The sequence below is a fragment of the Rhodovulum euryhalinum genome (assembly GCF_004342445.1).
GTDB classification, from domain to species: Bacteria; Pseudomonadota; Alphaproteobacteria; order Rhodobacterales; family Rhodobacteraceae; genus Rhodovulum; species Rhodovulum euryhalinum.
On the sequence record NZ_SLWW01000011.1, the window covers coordinates 49,946 to 70,459 of the forward strand.

At 69.9% G+C, this 20,514-nt stretch carries 13 protein-coding genes; 2 read left to right on the forward strand and 11 right to left on the reverse strand.

Going from position 1 to position 20,514, the window contains the following annotated elements; translation table 11 throughout:
• Positions 1 to 24: 24 nt before the first annotated feature.
• Both EV655_RS13580 and EV655_RS13585 read right to left on the reverse strand, forming a co-directional pair.
• Positions 25 to 528: a TRAP transporter large permease subunit gene (locus EV655_RS13580; protein WP_243645084.1), complete on the reverse strand. Its 504-nt coding sequence runs from the start codon at positions 526 to 528 to the stop codon at positions 25 to 27.
• Between the two features lie 170 nt (positions 529 to 698).
• Positions 699 to 1,124: a hypothetical protein gene (locus EV655_RS13585; protein ID WP_279389341.1), complete on the reverse strand. Its 426-nt coding sequence runs from the start codon at positions 1,122 to 1,124 to the stop codon at positions 699 to 701.
• Positions 1,125 to 1,151: 27 nt separating this feature from the next.
• Here EV655_RS13585 and EV655_RS13590 point away from each other — a divergent pair, with 27 nt between their 5' ends.
• Both EV655_RS13590 and EV655_RS13595 read left to right on the forward strand, forming a co-directional pair.
• Positions 1,152 to 2,033, forward strand: coding sequence for a polysaccharide deacetylase family protein (locus tag EV655_RS13590; RefSeq protein ID WP_132545757.1), 882 nt, complete (start codon positions 1,152 to 1,154; stop codon positions 2,031 to 2,033).
• Between the two features lie 218 nt (positions 2,034 to 2,251).
• Positions 2,252 to 3,643 (forward strand): sigma-54 interaction domain-containing protein, encoded by a 1,392-nt coding sequence (locus tag EV655_RS13595; protein ID WP_207901973.1) that lies wholly within the window; start codon positions 2,252 to 2,254, stop codon positions 3,641 to 3,643.
• A 175-nt stretch (positions 3,644 to 3,818) separates the two neighbouring features.
• Here EV655_RS13595 and EV655_RS18815 read toward each other — a convergent pair whose 3' ends face one another.
• From EV655_RS18815 to EV655_RS13640, 9 genes are read right to left on the reverse strand one after another with little or no spacing between them, the layout of a single operon-like run.
• A complete protein-coding gene (locus EV655_RS18815; RefSeq protein WP_132545759.1) occupies positions 3,819 to 5,897 on the reverse strand; it encodes an eCIS core domain-containing protein in 2,079 nt (692 codons plus the stop codon).
• The gene (locus EV655_RS13605; RefSeq protein WP_132545761.1) at positions 5,897 to 10,363 is read right to left on the reverse strand and encodes a DUF6519 domain-containing protein; all 4,467 of its coding nucleotides are present in this window, start codon (positions 10,361 to 10,363) and stop codon (positions 5,897 to 5,899) included. The genes EV655_RS18815 and EV655_RS13605 overlap by 1 nt, the downstream gene beginning before the upstream one ends.
• A gap of 13 nt (positions 10,364 to 10,376) precedes the next feature.
• Complete coding sequence (locus EV655_RS13610; RefSeq protein WP_132545763.1) at positions 10,377 to 12,662, reverse strand: hypothetical protein; 2,286 nt, start codon at positions 12,660 to 12,662, stop codon at positions 10,377 to 10,379.
• Positions 12,659 to 15,520, reverse strand: coding sequence for a baseplate J/gp47 family protein (locus tag EV655_RS13615; protein WP_132545764.1), 2,862 nt, complete (start codon positions 15,518 to 15,520; stop codon positions 12,659 to 12,661). Before EV655_RS13615 ends, EV655_RS13610 begins: the two co-directional genes overlap by 4 nt.
• A complete protein-coding gene (locus tag EV655_RS13620; RefSeq protein ID WP_132545766.1) occupies positions 15,517 to 18,015 on the reverse strand; it encodes a baseplate J/gp47 family protein in 2,499 nt (832 codons plus the stop codon). The genes EV655_RS13615 and EV655_RS13620 overlap by 4 nt, the downstream gene beginning before the upstream one ends.
• Positions 18,015 to 18,401 (reverse strand): GPW/gp25 family protein, encoded by a 387-nt coding sequence (locus tag EV655_RS13625; RefSeq protein ID WP_132545767.1) that lies wholly within the window; start codon positions 18,399 to 18,401, stop codon positions 18,015 to 18,017. Before EV655_RS13625 ends, EV655_RS13620 begins: the two co-directional genes overlap by 1 nt.
• Before the next feature lie 4 nt (positions 18,402 to 18,405).
• Complete coding sequence (locus EV655_RS13630) at positions 18,406 to 18,684, reverse strand: hypothetical protein (RefSeq protein ID WP_132545769.1); 279 nt, start codon at positions 18,682 to 18,684, stop codon at positions 18,406 to 18,408.
• A gap of 6 nt (positions 18,685 to 18,690) precedes the next feature.
• The gene (locus EV655_RS13635) at positions 18,691 to 19,410 is read right to left on the reverse strand and encodes a phage baseplate assembly protein V (protein WP_132545771.1); all 720 of its coding nucleotides are present in this window, start codon (positions 19,408 to 19,410) and stop codon (positions 18,691 to 18,693) included.
• On the reverse strand, positions 19,410 to 20,513 hold the full coding sequence (locus EV655_RS13640) for a phage late control D family protein (protein ID WP_132545773.1): 1,104 nt from the start codon (positions 20,511 to 20,513) through the stop codon (positions 19,410 to 19,412). The genes EV655_RS13635 and EV655_RS13640 overlap by 1 nt, the downstream gene beginning before the upstream one ends.
• Position 20,514: the final 1 nt, after the last annotated feature.

Sequence of the window (20,514 nt, forward strand, 5' to 3'; positions counted from 1 at the left end):
GGTTTTTCGGGCGCGCCGCTCAATTCATCGGCAGGAAGGGCATGCCGCCCGCGCCTGGTGGCGAGGCTCGGCAAGACCGATGTCTTCGCCCCGTGCCTGGTCAGTCCCGTTGCGGCCGCATCGCAGGGCGTCGTGTTCCGCCTCGGGAATGGGCGGCATCAGATCGGGGTGCAGCCGTCCGAGGATCAGGATGAACGCAATGTAAAGCCCGGCCAGTATCAGCCCCGGGATAATGGCCGCCGCAAACAGCGTGCCGACGCTTTCGCCCATGATGTCGGCAAGCAGGATCAGCACCAGCGAGGGTGGGATGATCTGGCCCAGCGTCCCGCTGGCGCAGATCGCGCCCGCGGGAAGGGCGCCGTGATAGTTGCGCCGCAGCAGCGCCGGCATGGTCAGCGTGACGACCGTTGTCCCCACGATGCCCGTGGACGCGCCCATCAGCACGCCGACCACGATCAACGCCACCGCCATACCGCCGTTCAGCCGCCCCGAAAGCCGCCCGACCACTTCGAGCATGTCCTCGCCCACGCGCGACCAGCGCCAGCAACAGCGCCGCGGCCAGACGTGCGCGGATCCGCGTCATGCGGTCGATGATGTCGGCGATGGCAGGTGCCCGTCCCATGTCCAGTCCTGTCCCTTGTCATGCAGCCGGGCGGCACCGCGGGGATGCCGCCCGGTCCGGGTTTCGGCGGCGGCCCTCAGGCATCACGCAGTTCCGAGTGCCAGATCTGCTCGGAGGCGCGGGCCCAGACGTCGTGCTGTTGCTTGAAGACGAAGTAGTTCTCAATCACCTTGCGAAATTGCGCAGCCTGGCTGGCGAGTTCGTCATAGAGCGGCCCCATCTCGCGCCTCAGCGCCTCGACCACGTTCGGGGGCAGAACGCGCAGCTCGGTTCCCGACGCCTCGAATCCCTTTAGCGCTAAGGCGTTGTTCGCCTCGGCCCAGCTGTGCGAGATGAGGTTGCAGGCGGCGGCCGCGTTCGACACGATGGCCTGCAACTCGGCGCCGAGGCTGTCCTGCCTGGCCTTGTTGATCGCAAGCTCGGTCACGGAGGCCGGTTCGTGCCAGCCGGTCATATAATAATATTTCGCGGCGTTGTTCAGCCGAGGATATTGTCTCTGCAAGGCCGCTATCTGCCGCGAAGGAACGTCATGTCACATCTGCCCCACCACGGCCGCTACGCCTATTCGGCGATCTCCGACCGGCCTGACTTTCACTGGCCCGGGGGCCGCCGCCTTGCGGTCTACCTGGGCATGAACCTCGAATGTTTTGCCTTTGGCGAGGGGCTTGGTGCCGAACTTGCGCCGGGCGGACCCCAGCCCGACGTGCTCAATTACGCGTGGCGCGACTACGGCAACCGGGTTGGCGCCTGGCGGATGCTGGAGTTGTTCGACCGTCTGGGCGTGCCGGTCACGGTGCTGGCGAACGCGTGGCTTTACGACGAGGCCCCCGGCCTGATCGAGGCGTTCCGCGCCCGTGGCGACGAGATCGCCGGACATGGCCGCACCAATGCCGAAAGGCAGGGCGTGTTGGCCGAAACCGACGAACGCGCGCTGATCGCCGAGGCGACCGCGATCCTGACCGAAAGGGAAGGGCAGGCGCCCAAGGGCTGGCTTGGCCCCTGGATCAGCCAGAGCGCGGTCACCCCCGACCTGCTGCAAGAGGCGGGCTACGAGTACCTGCTGGATTGGTGCCATGACGACCAGCCGGTGTGGATGGCAACGCGGCAGGGCCGCATCCTGTCGGTGCCCTATCCGCAAGAACTGAACGACATTCCCCAGATCGTTGGCCGCAAGCGAGAAGGGGCGGACTTTGCGGACATGATCTGCGACGCCTTCGACGTGATGCTGGAGGAAAGCGCGCGCCGCCCGCTGGTGATGGGGATCGCGCTGCATGGCTATCTGATGGGGCACCCGCACAGGCTGCGGCACCTGGCCCGCGCCCTGGGACACATGCAGGACCGCGGAGGCGATGCCGTCTGGTGGACGACCGCGGGCCGGATCAACGACCATTTCAGGTCGCTCGGCCGGTAGCGGGTGCGGGTTTCGCCCGCGGTCCGCACCGGTCCGCAGAGCCTGTTCCCCGACCCTGGCACCGTGGCCCCGGGCGCGGCGCCTTCGGCATCGCGCTGCTCACATGCGCCGTTGCGGGCACGGGTCATTGCAGGATGGGCCGGCAGCGCGCATACTGACCAAAGGTAAGGTTGTGACGCGTGTGCGGTGTACCCGCGGCGATGCTTGGGGGGAGCGTCATGACACAATCTGCTCGCACCGGGCCCCGGCTCCCGATCCTGAACTTCGCCTCATCAGAGGCAGCCGCGGCCCTGTCGCGCGACGTAGCCGCGATCGGGTTCGGCAACCGGATCGAGAGCGGCGCGAACTGGCTGCGTTCTGCGGCCTCGGCGCCGCGCCGGGGCTGCGTCGTGCTGGTCGGGTGCGATCCCGCCCGTGGACCCGATCAGGCCGAGATATTGCGGCGGCTGGATGCGCGGCCCTGGGTCTGCGTTCTGGCGACCCGCGAGAAACTGGACGCGCGGGGTCTGATGCGTGCGGCGACAGAGTTCATCGAGGCGCCCTGGAGCCACGCGGAACTGGCCATCCGCTTCGAGCGGTTCGCGGATCGGATCGGCGCCGCGCAGCGCCAGCTTGACGAGACGCGGGCCGGCATGGAGATCGTGGGCGACGCGCCCGCCTTCCGCGATGCGCTTGCGACCGCACAGAAATTTGCCGCAAGCCACGCGCCGGTTTTCGTCGAGGGCGAGACCGGCACCGGAAAGGAGCTTTTTGCCCGTCTGATCCACCGGCTGGGCGCGCGCCAGCAGCGTCCCTTCGTGCCGGTCAATTGCGGCTGCCTGCCGCGTGAACTGGTCGAGAACGAGCTTTTCGGCCACGAGGCGGGGGCCTTTACAGGGGCGGCACGGGCGGCGCTGGGGCTGGTGCATCAGGCCGAGGGCGGCACCCTTTTCCTGGACGAGGTGGACGCGCTGCCGCTGCGCGCGCAGGTGGCGCTTCTGCGTTTCCTGCAGGAACGCGAGGTGCGCCCCGTTGGCGCCGGGCGCCTGCGCAAGGTCGACGTGCGGGTGATTGCCGCCTCGAACCGGCCCCTCGCCACGCTGGTCGAGGCCGGAACCTTCCGCGAGGATCTCTATTTCCGGCTCAACGTGCTGACGCTTGCCCTGCCACCCTTGCGCCAGAGGCGCTGCGACATTGCCGATCTTGCACGGCACTTCCTGGACCGGCTTGCCGCCGATTATGCACGCCCTGCGATGTGGCTGTCCGATCCGGCGCGGGACTGGCTTATGGCGCAGAACCTGCCCGGAAACGTTCGCCAGCTTGAAAACCTCCTGCACCGTGCCGTGCTCAAGGCGGCGGGCGCGCGGATCGAGCTTGCCGATATCGCCCCTCCGGGAACGCCCGTCCCGCCGCCTGCGCCGCCCGAAGGGATCGAACCCTTCGCCAAGGCAAAGGCGCGTGCCGTCACGGTCTTCGAGCGGCGCTACCTTACCGGGTTGATGCAGGATGCCGGGGGTAACGTCACTGCCGCGGCCGAACGCGCCGGAAAGGAGCGCCGCGCGCTTGGCCGGCTGTTGAAGAAGCACGGCATCGGCCCGCACTGGACCCGCCCGGACGACCGCCTGGGCTGAGGGCGGTTCGGGTTCGGCCCACCGAACGGAGGTGCAATGCCTGCCGTCCTTCGCCTTTGGCGTCCGGCCTGCCCCGAGGACGGATTTCGCAGCGGTATTGCGGCGGTACGTCTGCGTCCTGCGCAGCCGTTGCCCGCGCACCGGAAAGGATCGCGCGCCGCCCACCGGAACCGCGTCATGGCCCGCCCGTCCCGCCAGGCAGCGTTGCGGGGGGCGGCGCCGTCTGGGCGGCCTTTCGCCGGTCGATCTCGGCGCGAACCGCCGCCCCCAAGGCATCCGGTATGTGGCTGAGAAAAGCGGAGGACAGCGTGGTCGAGATGAGGTTCTCGAAGGCGGTCTTCTGATCGGCCGAGAAGTCGTTGCTCCACATGTCGGCCACCGTGGTCACGACGGATTGCGCCGTGAACTGCGGCGCGGCCGGTGCCGGCGAAGGCGTCGGTGCCGGTGTTGGCGCTGGTGTTGGCGCTGGTGTTGGGGTTGGCGCCGGTGCCGGGGTTGGCGTTGCAGATGGTGAAGGGCCTGGCGCTGTGGGCGTGGACCCCGAGCCGGACGCGGCCGTGGACGCCGGAGGCTGGCGCAGCACCTCGTAGTTCAGCGACACGAAGGCCCAGTGGTTCGCCGCGTCGGCCGACATGTTGCCTACCGCCCCGCTCAGGGTAAGGCCGCCGGGGGCCAGCAGTGCGCGCCGAAGTTCCGACAGTTCGTTGCCAAGATGCACCGAACCGACCCGGCGCGTCGGCGATTCCACCCGGCCGTGTTCTGCCCCGGCGAAACGATCAATGTATTCGCGAACCGTGCCGGTGAACACATTACCGAAAGGATCGGTCACCCCGTGCGAGGCGGTCAGGCTACCCAGCCGCACATGGCGCTGGGATATTGCGCGGATCTCGTCTTGAGTGAGGGTCTGCCCGCGATCCCGCGCGCGCTCCATCGCTTCGCGAAGGGTAGGCGGATGGGCCCAGGGATGCCCGTTCATGGCAAGCCAGTAATGCCCGTAGAACTCGTGGGCGAGCGAATTGCTGACCAGGAGACCTCCGCCCGAGCCTCGATGCTCGTAGAAGATCTTGTCCCTTGCCGGGTCGGCGCTCGCCGTGATGGTCGGGGCCCCCGCCCAGATCCTGCGCTGAAGCGACTCGCGCGGCAGCGTGATGCCACTGGCGCCGAAGGAGATCAGGTTTATGGGGATATCTGCGGACGTGGTCCCGGTGATGAGCCGGGACGGAATCGTGTCGGTCACCGAGACGGCCTTGATGTCCAGCGCGCCATTGTCGACGATGTCCTTGAGCTTGGTCCAGCGGAACGGGTCCTCCGGGTCGGTGTGCGAGACCTCGTAGCCGAGATCGCCGCCCAGAACCGCGATATGCGCCTGGTCGCTGCCCGGAAGCAGGGTTCGGTTTTGTGTGATATCGGTGGTGGCGGCGGTATTGTCGATGTGTACGCCGCCGACCTCGAAGATGCGCGCGGCCCGGCCCCGGCCGACGGTGACGCGGCGCCGCTGCACGGTCTTTGCGCAATCGCCTTCCTGCTGGCGGACATGGGTGAGTTCGTGTGCCAGCAGGTGGCGGCCCTCGGCACTGTCAGGCGCGTATTCGCCGCTGGCGAACGCGACGTCGTGGCCCAGCGTGAAGGCGCGCGCGCCGATCGCACGGGCGGCATGGTCGGCGGCAGCGCCGTCATGGATGCGCACGCCGGACAGATCGGCGGCAAAGCGCGGCTCGAAAAAGCTGCGGACCGGGGCGGGCAGCGGATGCCCGCCGCCCTGCAGCCGGCGGATCGCCTGCGTGGCGGCGGGGCCGGCCGTCACCGGCCCGTCCGCGCCCTTGGCCTGGATCTCCTCTTCCTCCTGCTCTTCATCCATCGCTTGGCGCAGGAGAGATGGCGCGGGAGGCGCCGCAACGACCGGTGTTGTCCGGGGTGGTTCGGGCCTGCCGGCAAGGTCGGGCGCCGTCATCCGCATGATGCGATCGGCCGTTGCATCCGCCTCGCGCTCGTGGATGTCGTCCGGCGCGCCGATGGTCAGCTTGGGTTGCAGCCCACCCGCCGCCGGTGCGAGGGTTGCGAATTCCGCACTTTCCGGGGCCTCGGATCGTGCCGTGACCGTCTGGGCACGACAGATCGGACAGCCGCCGCCGCAGGCGCAGGCGGTCTTTGCCTGCACGCGGATCGGGCCATGTCCGCGAAGCGCCACGGTGGATTTGCGTCCGGGCGCGGCCGGCGCCCGCTCTCGTCCGGGAAGAATTGCATGCCCCGCCATCACTCGGTCCCCCGGTTCCGGCCGGATCGCAGCAGCGGCGCAATACGGCCCGACGTGCTGCGCAGCCGGTTCGACGGCGTGAGAACCGGCCGGCGGAGCAAGGGCGGCTCCAGCCTGTCCGTGGGCCCGCGGCCGGTGTCGTCGTCGGGCCGGTTCGGTTCAGGGCGCGTCGGCCGGGAATCGGTTGCCAGCACGAAGACGATGTCGGGCACCAGGATCGCGCCGCCGTCGATCCGGAACACCTCGCTGCGGGCGGGCCGGATTTCCTCGGCCTCCAGCGTGGCGACCATCGTGGCCCCGCGCGCAAGGGCTTCGCCGATCTCGCGCATCTGCGCGGCGGCAAGCCCGAGGCGATAGGCGCCCTTGCCGTTGGTGCGCACCGGTTCGACAAGGTCGATCGCCCTGCCGCGCGCGTCCGACAACTGGACCGAGGCCTGCAGGATGCCGTTGCCCCTGGCGTCCGTCACGCGGCCCTGGATGACCACCCCCGCCTCCTCGGTCGCGGGCTCGGGCCGGGTGTCCGCGATCTCGCCCGCGGCGCGGATGCGATCGACGTCGCGGCTTATGGTGGCAAGCCGGGCCCGGTTGGCCGCCAGAATGTCCGAACGGACCAGCGGCTTGGCTTCAAGCCGCGCGATCTCGTTGCCCAGCAGGGCGGCGTTGGCGATCTTGTACTCGGCGGCTTCGGTGACGCGCTCGGCACGGTAGGCGTTGATCGCCGCCAGGTTCCGGTCAAGCCCGGTGGCAAAGGTGCGTCCGGTGCCCTGCGGCTGCGCCAGTCCGGCGACGAAGGAGAGGCTTGCCAGGTTGGCGGTGCCCAGCACCGGGTTGCGCGCCGCCCCCGCCGCCGCGTCGCGCATCTCGGGGCAGAAGGTGGTGTCGAATTCGAGGTTTGCCGTATCCACCAGCCGCGGCGGCATGCTCTGGTCGAAGGCATAGATGCAGTGGTCGCCCTGGTTCGAGGTGGTCACGTTCATCGCCGTGCTGAGTGCGATCAGCGAGACCTGCAAAGCACGTTCGGGCGCGCGGAGCGGTTCGCGGAAGCGGTTGCCGGTGGCGCGGATGGTGCGGGCGAAGATCAGCGTGTTCATCATCAGCGACAGGTCGCCGACCGGGAAGCCCGCCTGCAGCGCGTCGATCTGGTTTGCGTCGAGCGACAGATCCTCGCCCGCGGCCAGCGCCACCGCGGTGAAGGCGTTGCTGTCCGGGCCAAGCGCGATCTGGTTGGCCTGGATGAGGCAGCCGCCCGAGGGCAGGCGGCCGATCCCCGACAGACTGATCAGCAGCACCGTGCCCGCGATCAGGTCCAGCGCCTGCGGGCCGCTGCGCTCGGCGGTCAGGTGGTTGGCCACGATCGAGACCGGCCCCGCCGCCAGAAGCGTCAGCGTGCGGCCCTGCGGGTGCTGGACCACGTTGTCGTGGATGCGCAGCGCGGGCTTGACCGTCAGCGCGCCGCGGTTGTCGGCCGCGCCGAAATCGTCAAGTCCGACAGAGGCGAAGATGCCCGCGATGCCGCCGCGCTGGCCCTGGACGATGTCCTCGTCCAGGTTCACGAAGACGCCGTTGTCGCGGATCAGGTTGTCGGTGATTTCGACCTGTTCGCCGTACAGGATGAAGATGCCGCACACCGGGTCGATGTGGCGGCGGCCATTGTCCTCGATACGGTTGCCCGAGACGGTCACCGTTTCGGCAAGCCCGAGGCTGATGCCGCCGAACCCGGTCAGCCGGGCGGCGTCGCGCATCGCCGCCGTGAAGGGCGTGCGCAGGTTTCCGGTGATCCGGTTGTTCAGGATCGTGAGGTCGATGGCCGGATGGCCGAGCAGCGCCAGCAGCGGGTTGACCGCGGCCGCGCGGCTTAGCGCGAAGCGGGCGTCGGCCGCGCGTGCGGTCAGGCGGTCGGTCGGGGTGCCTGCCGACGGGGTCTCCCGGTCCGGCGCGATCACCTCGAGCGCCGGCGGAATCCCGATGCCGTTCAGGCCCATGGCGGTGATGTCGTTGTCCTCGATCCGGATGCCATAGACGAAGGCAAGGCGCGGGTCCGGGCCGGTCTGCTGGCGGTTCAGCGTGATCTGCATGAGCACCAGCGAGCCCATCCCGAAATTGACGATCTGCACAATCTCGGCGCTGTCGATGCCGAACCCCGCGCTGACCGAGGAAAAGGTGTGGCTGCCCTGCTGGCCGGTACCTTCGATGGCGAATTCGCCCGCCGCCGAGGTGGTGAAGCTGCGCGGATCGCCCGTGGGCGGGGCGATCCGCAGCGTGACGCCCGCCGCCGCTTCGCCGTCAGGGCCGATCACCGTTCCGCGGATGGCGATGACGCTGCGGCCGAGGTTCACCGACTGGGTCAGAGGCCCGCCGCCGCCGTCCTCTCCCTGCGGAGGCAGGTGGCTGCCGCCCAGCGTGATGCCGTTGCCCGCCCCCCCGGTGATGCGGTTGTCGAGCACGCCGACGCGCTCGGCGCCCGCGCCGATCTGGATCCCGCCCAGCGCCCGGTAGGGCGGCGGCACGATGGCGGTCAGGGTAAAGCCGAAGACGAATTCCACGAAGCCGATCAGGAATCCGATATTGGCATAGACCAGGTCCGCATCCGCACAGGGGTCGTTCGGGTCCTCTGGCTGGTCGGGGGTGTCCGGGTCCTCGGGTGGGCGGGGTGTTGCCTCGGCGGGTACCACGCCGATGTCGTTGTCCTCGATCCGGCTGTCCTCGGCGGCCAGATAGACCGCCACGCCCGCGCCCGCCTTGTCGAGCATGCGGATCCGGTTCTCGCGGATCACGATCTCGGTGCCGCCCTCGACCTGCACCGCGCGGGTGCAGGCGACGATGCGGTTGCGCGCGATCCCGAACTGGCGCAGCGCGCCGTCCTCGATTTCCTCGGCCAGGACCGCGACCCCGGCCAGCGAGATCATCTCCATGTCGACAAGCTCGATGCACTCGCTGTCGATCACGTGGAAGATCGGCATGTCGCGGGCGCCCTCCCGCGGGATGACGCGGGTGTGCTTGCCGCAGCCCTCGATGCGGATGTTGCCACGTTCGGAAATCACCGCATTGGTCTGGTGCAGGCCCGGAAGCAGGCAGATGCGCCCGCCCGCCGCGGGCAGGCGGTCGATTGCGGCCTCGATCGAGTCCTCGTCGCCATGGGTGCTGCGCCCGTCGCCTACGGTGATGGTGCAGCAATGGCAGGGGTCGGTCAGCGGCGGAAAGCTGTCGCGGCAGTCGTCGATGTCGTCGGCACTGGCCTCGACCGGCGGGGCCGAGGCCCAGGTGACGATGCCGAGCGGCGCGCGGTGGTAGCGGATCGCCTGCGGCAGCGCGTTGTCGGGCCAGGTGGAGGGGTCGAACTCGGTGCCTGCCGTGCGCGCCTGGAACAGCCAGCGGTCGCCTTCGCGATAGTTCGTGCCGCCCGGCGCGACCGGCGAGAATTCCAGCCGGATGCCGTCGGCAAGGTCGGTCGGCCCGTCGTCGAAATCGGCGATGTCGCCGACCCCGTCCCACAGCCGGAACACAGCGTGGTTTCCGGCCGCAGCGGGCCAGGTTCCGATCGGGTCCGTGACGGTCAGCAGGTCGTCGGTCATCGAGACGGTGGCCTCGAACGCGACGCGCCAGCAGCCGGTGGCGCCGTCCCGTTCCAGCGCCTGCAACAGGAAGCCGCTGACGCCGGCGGCGTCGATCATGGCGCGGTTGTGGGTGATGGCGATGGTGCCCGCCACCGGATCGAACCGGCCACGGCCCATCAGCCCGCCGCCCAGGCGCGACCAGACGAAGCGCGTCCCGCCGCCCCGGGGTGCTGCAACCTCGATGCAGTAGAGTCGGTGGCCGTCGCCAGTATAGCCGCCGCCCGCCTCGACCGGGCAATCGCCCGCGATGGTGACCGCGGGCGAGGGCGTGACGGTCAGACGCCCGATCGTGGCCAAATCGTCCCGGAGGCTGGGGCCGATGGTGGCGCAATCCTCGTCGTCACCGAGGCGGCGCAGGCGCAGCCGGTGGCAGACTCTGACGCGCCCGGTCGTGTCCACGCCGCCCAGTGCGGGTTCCAGCAGTGTCTGGTGGTCCTGGAAGGCGCTGACGGCATCCTCCCAGACCTCGAGGATCACGGCGTCGCGCGTGCCGGCCGCGACGGGGCCGGGGGCGGGCTGGAACGGTGGCGGCAGGTGGGTGGCCGTCGCGGTGGTTTCCTGCCCCAGCAGCAGCGGGATGCCGTCGACCCAGACGCGGCCGGGCTGGCAGGTGATCTCGACGCCGGTCGCCGTGGCCGAGGCGGCGGTGATGCGGAAGCTGTCGCTTTCCTCGGCGGGCACGGCCACGCGCCCCGGCCCGAAGGCATCGCGCCCCATCAGCGTGCGGAGGCTGCGCGCGATCTCCTCGGCGGCGTTGCCGTCGCGGTCCAGCCGGACGCGGCCCTGCTGTTCCAGAACGCCGGTGTAGTTGTCGAGCGGCCGGTGATCGAACCAGGAGAAATCGCCCTTCATGATCGTGCCTCCTTCAAGTGACCGTCGCAAGGATCGGCCGGACGCCCACGGGCGTGAACTCGCGCAGCCGAATGTTGAGGTTCTTCCATTTGTGCGTGTTGAGCAGGAACCCGTAGGCGCCGATCTCGTCGGCGCCGGGGCCGTCCTCCAGCACCTGCCGCGCGGTGCGGATGCGGTGAAGCTGGCAATAGCCCGGCTGGTGATGGGTGATGGAGGTGAACGCGAGCGCCGTTCGCGACCCGAAGACGCAGGCGAAATGCGGCGGCAGGCGGTCCATGTCGCCCGAGAAATAGCCGTAGGACAGGCAGCCCGACTGATGGTCGCGCACTTCCAGCCGGTCGCGGAACAGCCCGCCCTGCCCGCTTGCAGCGCGCACGCGGACGGGACCCAGGATGGTGGCGCCGTCGATCGCCAGGATCGGGCCGAAGCCGGTGTCGGGGTCTTGCGTGGCGGCGATGGCGCGGCCAGTGCCGCCGTCCACGATGCTGTCCTTCAGTGTCAGGCGATAACGCGGCCCCATCGCAATCGGGCCCGCGACCGAGCGGACAAGCGTGACCTCGGGCAGTTCCTCGAAGGCTTCGAGATCGGCGGCGACGGCGAAGCCGAGATCGGGGGCGAGGTGCAGCGCGGGTTGCGGGGCGGCACGGGTGCCATCGGCGGTTCCGTCCAGCACCAAGTGGCCGCCAGGGTCCAGCGTCACGCCATGGAATGCAAGCGCGTTGACGGCGGCGCGGGCGACGATGGCCTCTGCCACGGGGGCGTTCCGGAGCGTCAGGACGGCGCCGTCGATGCGGATGTCGAGCGCGCGGACAAGGCCCTGGTCGGCCGGGTCCGCGGGGCGCATCCTGAGCGGCTGGCGGAACTCGATCACCGGGCGCTGTCCGGTGCGGGCACGGATCCAGAAGGGGCGCGCAAGCGTCAGCGTAGGGCCATCCTCGTCAACGATGTCATCCACGGCGGCCAGGTTGACGCGGTGCGTCATCGAGTCGGTGATCTCGATGATGCGGGGCGGGCCTGCGGTCGCCAGCCCCGACAACGCGGCGCGCAGGCCGGTGCCGCCGGGATGGGCGGTGACCGCGATCACCTCGGGGGTGCCGAGATCCGGCCAGATCGTGTCGGGGAAGCTGCGCGCGACAGGATGGGCGCCAACGGGGCCGGGGGCCGCATAGGCAAACGAGATACGCAGGCGGTTGCGCAGCGCCGCGCCCTCGGTGGTGTCGTCGGCGATGCCCAGCAGGACGCGGCCCCGCACCGGGTCGATGACGATCTCGCGCTCGCGCAGCGGGGTGGCGAGACCCTGTTCCCAGGCGCAGAGATTGGCGCCGCGCGTGGTCCATGCCGTGCCGGCGAAGGCACTGGCGGGCAGGTGCAGCGTCAGGCCCACCGCGGCGTCACCCGGATCGTCCGGACGGCTGCCGTCAAAGATGTCGACGGCGACGTATTCGGCCGCGTTGCCCGTGGGCGGGCCGTCCTGCAACCGCGCGGCGGGCATCGGTCCGGGCGTGCGGTCGGGCACCGAGAAGTCGGGGGGCTCGGCCCCGGGGTCGTAGCGGAAGGTGTTGAAGAGGCGCAGCGGCCGGCCCAGCGGTTCCACCACATAGCGCGCGGCGAAGGGCGCGTCGCCCGGCCCCGGAGTTGTCTGCGCGACGGTCTCGACATGGACCGGGCGGGTGACCGGCACCAGGAAATCCCTCAGCCGCCAGAGGAACAGCGCCATGTTGGGCAGGTTCGGACGGGCGTGGATGCCCCTGGTCGGCTTGAGGTCGGCAGTGCGCGCGAAGCCGTCGAAGGCGCTGCCAAGGAAACTTAGCACGCCGGGATCGCGCAGGGTCACGGTGCCGTGGCGGACCGGGTCCGCGATGTGATGCGGAAGGGCAAGGGGCGGGATGCCGCCCCGGTCGGGGCGCTGGTGGTTCAGATGCTGGGTCCAGACCAACCGTTCGCGCAGCTCGACCGCATGGGCCGCCCAGCCGGTCAGGTTGAAGGCGAGCGATTCCATCGCTCCCAGTGTCCCCCGGCGGCGGCGCAGCGCCACGGTGCGGGCGGTGTCCGCGCGGATCGTGAACGGGTCGCCCTTGAGCGGCGTGACGCCCAGCAGGTCGCCGATATAGGGAACCATCCAGTCCGCGCAGGTCTCGATGAACTGGTCGTGGTAAAGCTGGTCGATATCCGCGTCGATGCCCTGCAGGATCTCGTCCATCAGGCCGATGAACGCTTCGAACTGGCCCGCGCCGGCGGGGTCGGTATCGCGGGTCCGGTAGAGGGCGGGCAGTCGCTCGAACAGGGGTGTCCAGGTCATTCGGGGCACTCCGCATCAGAGGTGACGGTGCTGGCCGAAAGCGTCAGGTGCAGCGCGGAAAGAACCAGCACCTCGGCAGGCGCCGCCTGTAGCCGCGGCAGCAGCGCGGCCTTGGGTGGCACCGACAGGTCTTCGGGATCGTCCGATGTGGCGGGCAGCTTGCCGAAGGCAACGGGCCTGACCCAGACGATGCCGGGGACGGCCTGCGCCGCGCCGACCGCCTGCGAGATGTGGACGTCCTGCCCGAAGCGGCGAAGCGGCAGCGCGAAGAGGCCGGTTCCGGGGGCGCCCGTGCCGTCGGAGGGGTCTGTGCCAAGCGCAGTCCTGACGGCGGCGTCCAGATCGGCGCTGCGATAGGTCGGGTCATAGCCCAGCAGAAGCGACAGGTGAACCCAGCGGCGCCGACCCGGGACGACCTGAAGCGGATGCCGGGCGGGGCCGCGGCACCGGTCGGCGTGGCGCAGCGCGGCCGCGGCGGCGGCGACCGACTCGGGGCTTTCGTCTTCGGTCAGAACGGTGAGCGAGATCGAGGGGCGTTCGGCCTCGGCGGCGAACACGGCGCCTGCCTTGATCACGCCCGGAACCATCAGGGCCTCGGCCTCGTAATCCGCAAGCCCGACCAGCCGCCCGAGGCTTTGCATCCGGCCCGGTGCCGCGGCGCGGGCGGTTTCAGGCCCTTCGGCGGCCGCCCCGCCGGTGACCGGCCCCGGCATCAGGACACCGGACAGCGGCTTGAGCCGGTCCTTGGCCTTCGGTTCCTCGCCGTCCGCCAGATCGCCCGCGGCCCCGGCGCCGACGCGCCATGCGGCAGTGACGTTGTTGCGCCCCGAGGTGAGCCGCGCGCCCGACAGCCCGTCACCGAACTGCACCACATGGCCGCCCTCGCCGTCGGAGCGGACCACGTAGACCTCGGCATCGGCCGCCTGACCGAAGAAGGTGGCCACGCGCGTCCACAGCCGCCCGTCCACCCGGACCTCGAGTTCCGGTGCATAGGGCGGCGTGCGGGCGCTGTCGGGCAGGAAGGTGAGCGGGGATTTCGGGATAGCGAAGGTCTGGAAGGCAAGCCGCGCATCGCCCGAGCCGATGACCGCCTCGGCCTGGCTTTCGCCCTGGGTCGCGGTGACGATGTTGCCGTGGGCCGTCACCACGGGATCGGTTTCCGAGAAACCGGCGGCGCCCGACTTGGGCACCGCGCCAAGCGCGATCGGCCAGATGCGCCTGTCGCCCTGCGGCCCCTTCGGCGTGGCGTCGAGCTCGGGCTGCTTTTCGGCCACCGTGATCTCCTCGGGGGTCTCGGTGAGCCCGGCGAGCAGGATCGTGCGGCCCGCCAGCGCCTCGGCCTCTTCGCGGGTGCCGAAGAAGTTCACCTTGCCGTCCGCGACCGATGATTTTTGCCTGGGAGGCGCGCGCAGGATCATCCGGGCGCCGGTCGTCTCGTGCAGGCGCAGGCGGCGGATGTCGTGGGTCTCGGCGATGGCGACGACCTGCGCCTGAACCTGCTGGATCATGCCCTGAACCATCACCTGCATGGCGCCGGGCCCGGTATCGGATTGCGTCTGTATTTCCGCCACGATGTCGGGCAGCGATCCGATCTTCGACATGGCGCCGGTCTTGCCCTTGGCGATGGCACCGCCCTTTGAGATCGCAAGCTCGAACATCTCGGCGTCGATGACCTGAAGCCCAGGCGTCGCCTTGGCCCCGAACGCGCCGATTTCACTGGCCGAGATGGCGGCCAGCGTATCGGTTCGCAGCGCGGCGCTGAGCTCGATCAGCGACACGGGGGCGGTGGCGTTGGCCCAGAGTATGTCTCGCGGGGTGACCCGCTCCACCCGCCGGACGAAGGCGAAGTCGCGCGCCGTGGGCAGGACGGTGCGGCCGGTGCAGACGATCGTGCTGCCGGTGGCCAGATCGTCCACCTCGCTGTCGAGCGGTATCTCGCGCGCCTTCAGCGCCGAGTGGTAGGTGTTGCCCGCATGGTTCGACCCGGTGGCGCGGAAATAGGTGGTGTCATGCGAAAAGGTCTTTGGCGGATCCTCGCGGAAGGTGAAGAACTGGCGCGGCGCATCGGCGCCGTAGTGGCGGAAGGTGCGGCCAAGCCTGTAGGCCGTCACCTCGGCGGGATGGCTCTCGCGCACCGCGCCCTCCAGATGCAGCGTCACCCGGTCGAGATGCTCCTCGGTTTCCCTCACCACCAGGATTTCGTATGGGTCGAACGGACCCGAGAGGATCAGGATGCGATCACCCGCCGCGATGCCGTGCCCGGCGCGGGTGGCCAGATCGGTGGCGGTGCCCAGCCGGATGATGTCGAGCGCCGTGGTGCCGGGTGCGATCGCCTGCGCATCCTGGCGGCGGCGATAGAGGTGGAAGCTGCCCAGACCCGGCCATGCGGTGATCGCCGCGGTGCTCTCGAAGACGGCGGGCTTGTCCGCACCCTCAAGCTTCGCCTGGAAGCCAAAGCCCCTGGGCACGATGACCGGGTCCGCGCCCCGCAGGTCCAGCGCGAAGCGCGCGGTACCGCCCAGCCCCGGCGCGGGCCGGTAGCCGGTCAGCTGCACGAGGTCGAAGATGCTTTCCTGCCAGGCTGCGGTGCCGAGCCTGGTCTCGTTCGCGTAGAGTTCCTGATAGAAGGTGAGGATGTCGCCGAGGATCGCCGCGCCCTCCAGCAGCGCGATGCCGGGCTCGTCGGATTTCAGATGCGTCCAGCCCGAAAGTGCAGGCTCCTTCACCAGCCGGTCAAGTATGTGGCCGCGCATCGAGCCATAGTCGCCGATGCGGTAGGCAAAGCGCGAAAGGCCGGGGCGGTTGGCGACCGTTGCGGGGAAACGGGGCGGGCGGGCGCAGTCGTGGTTGCAGCTCACTGTCGGCCTCCCTTCACCTCGATGGTCATGCGCCCGAACTCCAGGGCGTTGGGGTCGTTGGCGACACGGATGATCTGGTTGGCGCCGACGTCGATCCGCAGCGCCGTGGGCGGGGGCAGGTCGTCGGCTTCGAGCACCAGCGTTTCGAGCGATGGCCCGCCGGCCTGGTCCCAGAGCCGCATGCCGACCTTGATCACCCGGTCCACGCCCTCGACGGCAAGCGCGCGGGCGATGATCTGGCTGGCGTGCAGGCTCTGGCCGAAAACCCAGTTGTCGGGGTGGAAGAAGCCGCGCGCGCCGGTCGAGGTGTAGCCTTCCGAGAACGCCTCATCGAGGTCGGCCGCCAGATCTTCGGGCCAGAAGCGCGGCGCGGCACAGACGACAAGCCGGATGTCCAGCGGCACGAAGTCGGGCGCGCGAATCTCGATATCCTCGCCGATCAGGCGTACATGGTCGAGATGCCTTGCCGCGGTCTCGCGCTGCGCGGCGCTGAGTTCGGTCGTGCCCCTGGGATCGAGCGTCACACGAACCGTGCGCCAGCTTCCGGTCCAGCCATAGGCCGCGGCGGCCCGCTGGACGAAGGGCAGTTCCTCGGCGCGGCGCTTGTAGTCGTTCAGCGTCACCGCGCGCAACTGGCGGGCGCGGTAGGCCTCGGGCGCGCGGCGGCGGATGACCTCGGGGGTTTCGGGCAGGCGGCCATTGGTGACGTCGAACGGGTTCCACAGCCGGGTGATCTGGGGGAAGGCGCCGGTATCATGGCCAGAGATGCTGCCCGCCCCGACATTGCCGTCCGGCCCGCTGCCGGTTTGGTAGCGCGCGGCGACATAGCTTCCTGGCGGCGGTGCCTCGCCATTGGGCGCGCGCCCGAACCGGATGGTGCTGCGGCCGAGTTCGTCTGTCTCGACAATGAAATGGTTCGCGTCCGCGCGGCTTTGCACCAGGTCGATCTGCTCGCCCCAGTCCGGGATGCCCTCGACCGAGACGCCAAGCGTGCTTTCGGGAGGGGTCTCGCCGCCGGGCGGGGTGTCGCGGTAGGCAAGCGGCCCCTCGGGCAGCGGGCACAGCCGCCCCCAGCGCGATTCCCGATAGGCGGCCTCGGTGATGCGGCCGAACGGGTAGTCGGTCGTGAACGCGGTGCGCTCGGCGCTCAGCGCTGCGGCGAGCGCCGCGTCCAGCGGGCGGGCGGGATCGGTGAACAGCGTGAGGTTGGGCCGGCCGTGCGCAATCTGGATTAGGTTACCGTGAAAGAGGCTTACGCCATCTTCCGGATCGGCGCCCGGGCAGCGCGCGACAAAGCAGAAGCGGGTGCCAAGCGCATCGGCACTGTCCCATTCGATGCGGACCATCCAGGCATCCGCGACGGGATCGTGCCGGGTCTCGGCGCCCGTCAGCCGCAGCAACTGGCGCTGCTTGGGATCGCGGCCGGCCGCCCGGCCGGTCTCGGGGTTCAGCGCCTCTTCGAGCAGCAGCGGGGTTTGCAGATCGCGCAGCAGGTCGCGCAGGTCGGTGGCCTGCGCCCCGGTCATGGACTGGCCGGGCAGCGTCACGTCCGCGGCCGTCGAGCCCTTTTCGAGCGCGCCGACCAGATTGCCCCAGGTGTAAAGCTCCAGCCGGTTCAGGTCCGGCTGCATCCGGCGCACCGCGCTCGTATCGTTGAGGAACACCTGGGATGCGGCAGTCAAGGTCCGGCCCGTCCAGCAGGCGAAGCTGGCGGGCAGTTCGAGATCGGTCGAGACCTCCATCGCCGCCCAGGTCGTGGCCTGGTTGCCCTGGTGGATGTGGTAGTCCATCAGCCGCGCATGGCGGGCCAGCGACAGCCGCTTGCGGGCGCGCGGGAAGAAGGCCTCGGCCGCTACCCGGTCCTGCTTGTCCGCCAGTTCGTCTCCGGCCGCGGCAAGAAGCCCGATCACCACCTGGTCGAGATCGGCCTCGGATGTTGGCTGCCAGCCGGGCACCCTTTCGGCCATCGCGGCGATCAGAAGGTGCCGGAACGAATGATAGTCGCGCGCCAGATAGTCAATGCGCGGCAGCGCGTCGGGCGCGTCGGGCGCTGTCCGGTCCGGGCGGCAGTTGAGGTTGAAGCAGCCGGGGCGGAACTTGAAGCCGATCCTGGCGAAGATCGGGTCGAAGAGCGGCGAGAGGGCCGTGAGCGTGTAGGTGGAATAGTCGCCGATCGGTTCGACGGTCAGCACGAGGCCCGGTGCGGGGCCGGGACCGGCGGCGATGGCGGTGACCTGGACCTGGCCCGGCAGCGGCCCGCCCGGTCGCCGCCGCCCGCCCGTGATCGCGAACAGCTGGTTGGCGGGCACGCCGCCGTCACCATGTGCGTTCAGGATGCCGGCCAGGGCCACATCGTTGAGGAACTCGGCCGTCAGCAGCGCCCGGGGCGGGGTGGCGGCCTCGTCAAGCTCGACAAAGACCAGATCGAAGCCGTTCAGCCCGGTGAGGTCCCTTGCGCGGTCGCGGCGTTCCTCGTCGTTCAGGATCTCGGCCATCACACGTCTCCGCTGCCCGATATCCCGTGCTCGAAGCGCAGCCGCCGCGTCTCGGACGTGTCGGCCAGTTCGTAGACCAGATCGACCGAAAGCGTGGTGTCAGTGGCGTCTGTCACAAGCTCCCGCACCACCAGCCGCTCGCCCAGATAGAAGCTGAGCGCCTTGCTCAGCCGCGCCCGCGCGAGCCCGGCGGTGACCTCGCTGTTGGCCTCGAACACCAGCCGTTTCAGCCCGCCGCCAAAGCGGGGCAGGAACGGCCGTTCGCCGGGATCGGTCAGCAGAAGCTGGATCACCTCGCCCCGCACGTGGTCGGACAGATCGGCGGGCGTTCGGGGGCGGCCGTCCTCGCCGATGGTGAAGGGGAAGCTCAGGTGCCGTCCGCTCATGGTCTCACTCCCAGTCGAATTCGAGCTGGTGATCGTGGCTGGTGCCGCTGCCGCCGGCCTGTTCCTCGGTGGTCTCGATGTCGTCGCGGTGGTCGTGCAGGTAGCGCAGCATCCCCCGCGCAATGGCCACGAACATCAGCCGCCGGTCCTCGACGCTGCGGGTGTCGGTGGGCAGGCCGGTGTCCTTCAGGCTGGCCCAGAGCGCCACGAATTCCGCGTCCATCGCCCCCGCGAGCGTGTCGGTCTGGAGGTTGCTGACGGTGCCGGCCCTGAGCTTCGCCATGGCATCTCATCCTGTCTTGACGCGCGTCGACAACAGCGCGGGCGTGGGCGGGATCTGGGGCGCGACCGGCGGGGCCGGGGTGACGGGAATCCCGATCACCGTCTCGCCGGGATGGGTGTGGGCGTTGAACGCGGTCACGAGCTGGTTTAGGTAGCTCAGCAGGTCGTCGCCAAAGACCAGCGGGTGGCGGGCGCCGTCCACCAGTTCGATCTGCGGGGCCTCGACCACCACCTTCGTCGCGGCCTTGACCTCGATCTTGCCGTCCTGCGCGGTGATCGTGATCTTGTTGCGCCCGTTGCCGTCCGAGATCACCAGCGTTTCGCTGTCGTCGTCGAGCGCCACCTGAAGGCCGCTTTCGGTCTTGAGCACCTTGGTCGGCTGCGCGCCCGCGCGGCCCTCTTCGGGGTCGGGCGCGTCCCCCTCGGGCCACCAGCCGCCCGACCAGATCGGGAGGTTCACGTCGCCCGCCTCGAACTCGATCCAGACGCCCGCATCCACGGGCGGCACCGCGAACAGGCCCGCATCCGGCCCGACATAGGGGGCACAGGGCAGCGCCCAGGCGGTCAGCTCGCCGCCGGGCAGGATCGCCGGAACGCGGGCGCGGATCCGGCCCATGCTGCGGGGATCGTCCACGTCGGCCACCAGGCCCTTGTACTTGCCGAAATGGCGGCCCTGTTGCTCCTCGATGAAGCCAGCCACCAGCCGCTCGAACGACAGACCGCGCATCACACGATCCCCCCGGGCAAACCGCCGCCCGCCGCCGAGGTTGCGTTGCGCCGCAGAGTGAAGGTCTGGGTGTAGCCCATGTCCTTGAGGCTGTGGCTGACTTCGCTGACCAGATAGCGCCCGCTCAGCCGTGTCCCCGCGCCCGCCACCGCCACGGTGCGATAGGGGCGCAGGACGCCCGGGTAAATCTCGGCCGAGACCTCGCCGTGGCCGGACCATGCGAAGGCGCCGCGATCCACGCTGGCCTGCACCGCCGCATCGAGCAGGGTCCGGTCGCCCCCCGGCGCGGTGGCGAAGACGATGCCGGGGCCGGTGTCTTCGGTGGCCGCCGTCTCGCCCAGAAGCGCATGGGCGGTGGCCTCGGCCTCGGCTTCCAGCAGGTCGAGACTGGCGGGGTCCACGTCATTGGCGCGGGCGGTGACGCCGGACAGCACGTCGAGTTCCAGCACCAGCCTGTTGACGTTGCGTTCCAACCCGGTGAGGACCAGTTCGGGAAGACCGTCGTCGTCGAGCGGCAGTCGGCGGAAATGGCCGGTGCTCTGGCCCGGCGCGCTGCCGGGCTCGACATGGACGACCATGTTGGCCTCGCGCGCAAGGCGCCTGAGCAGCCCGAAATCGGTGCCCCGCTGTGTGACGACCCGTTCAAGCGAGGGCGCGCCCACGCCGCTGGTCTCGGTCTCGGCCGCGATGCCGTACTCGCCGAAGACCTGCGCGGCGATGTCCTCGGGCGACATGTCCTCGAACAGCCGCGCCCGGTCGGTGCGGTTCATCATGGCACTTTCGTCGTTGACCACGATCACCGCCTGGCTTTCGTTCGGGCCGCCCGCCAGTTCGAACCGCTGCGCCACCACGCGCCCCTCGATCAGCGGTACGAAATCCCCCTCGCCCACCTGCACCTCGATGCGCACGCGGGTCAGCGGCCGGATCGCGTCGTCCAGCGCGCCCGGCCAGTCGCCGGTGTCGTCGCGGCCGAGCGGGATGGTGATCTGCGCCTCGGTCACCATGTCGATCGCCTGGTCGACGCGGATCTCCTCGATCAGCGCCAGCCGCGCCTCGTCGGCGGGGCTGTTGTCGAACCAGAGGCGGTACGCGGTGATCGCCATC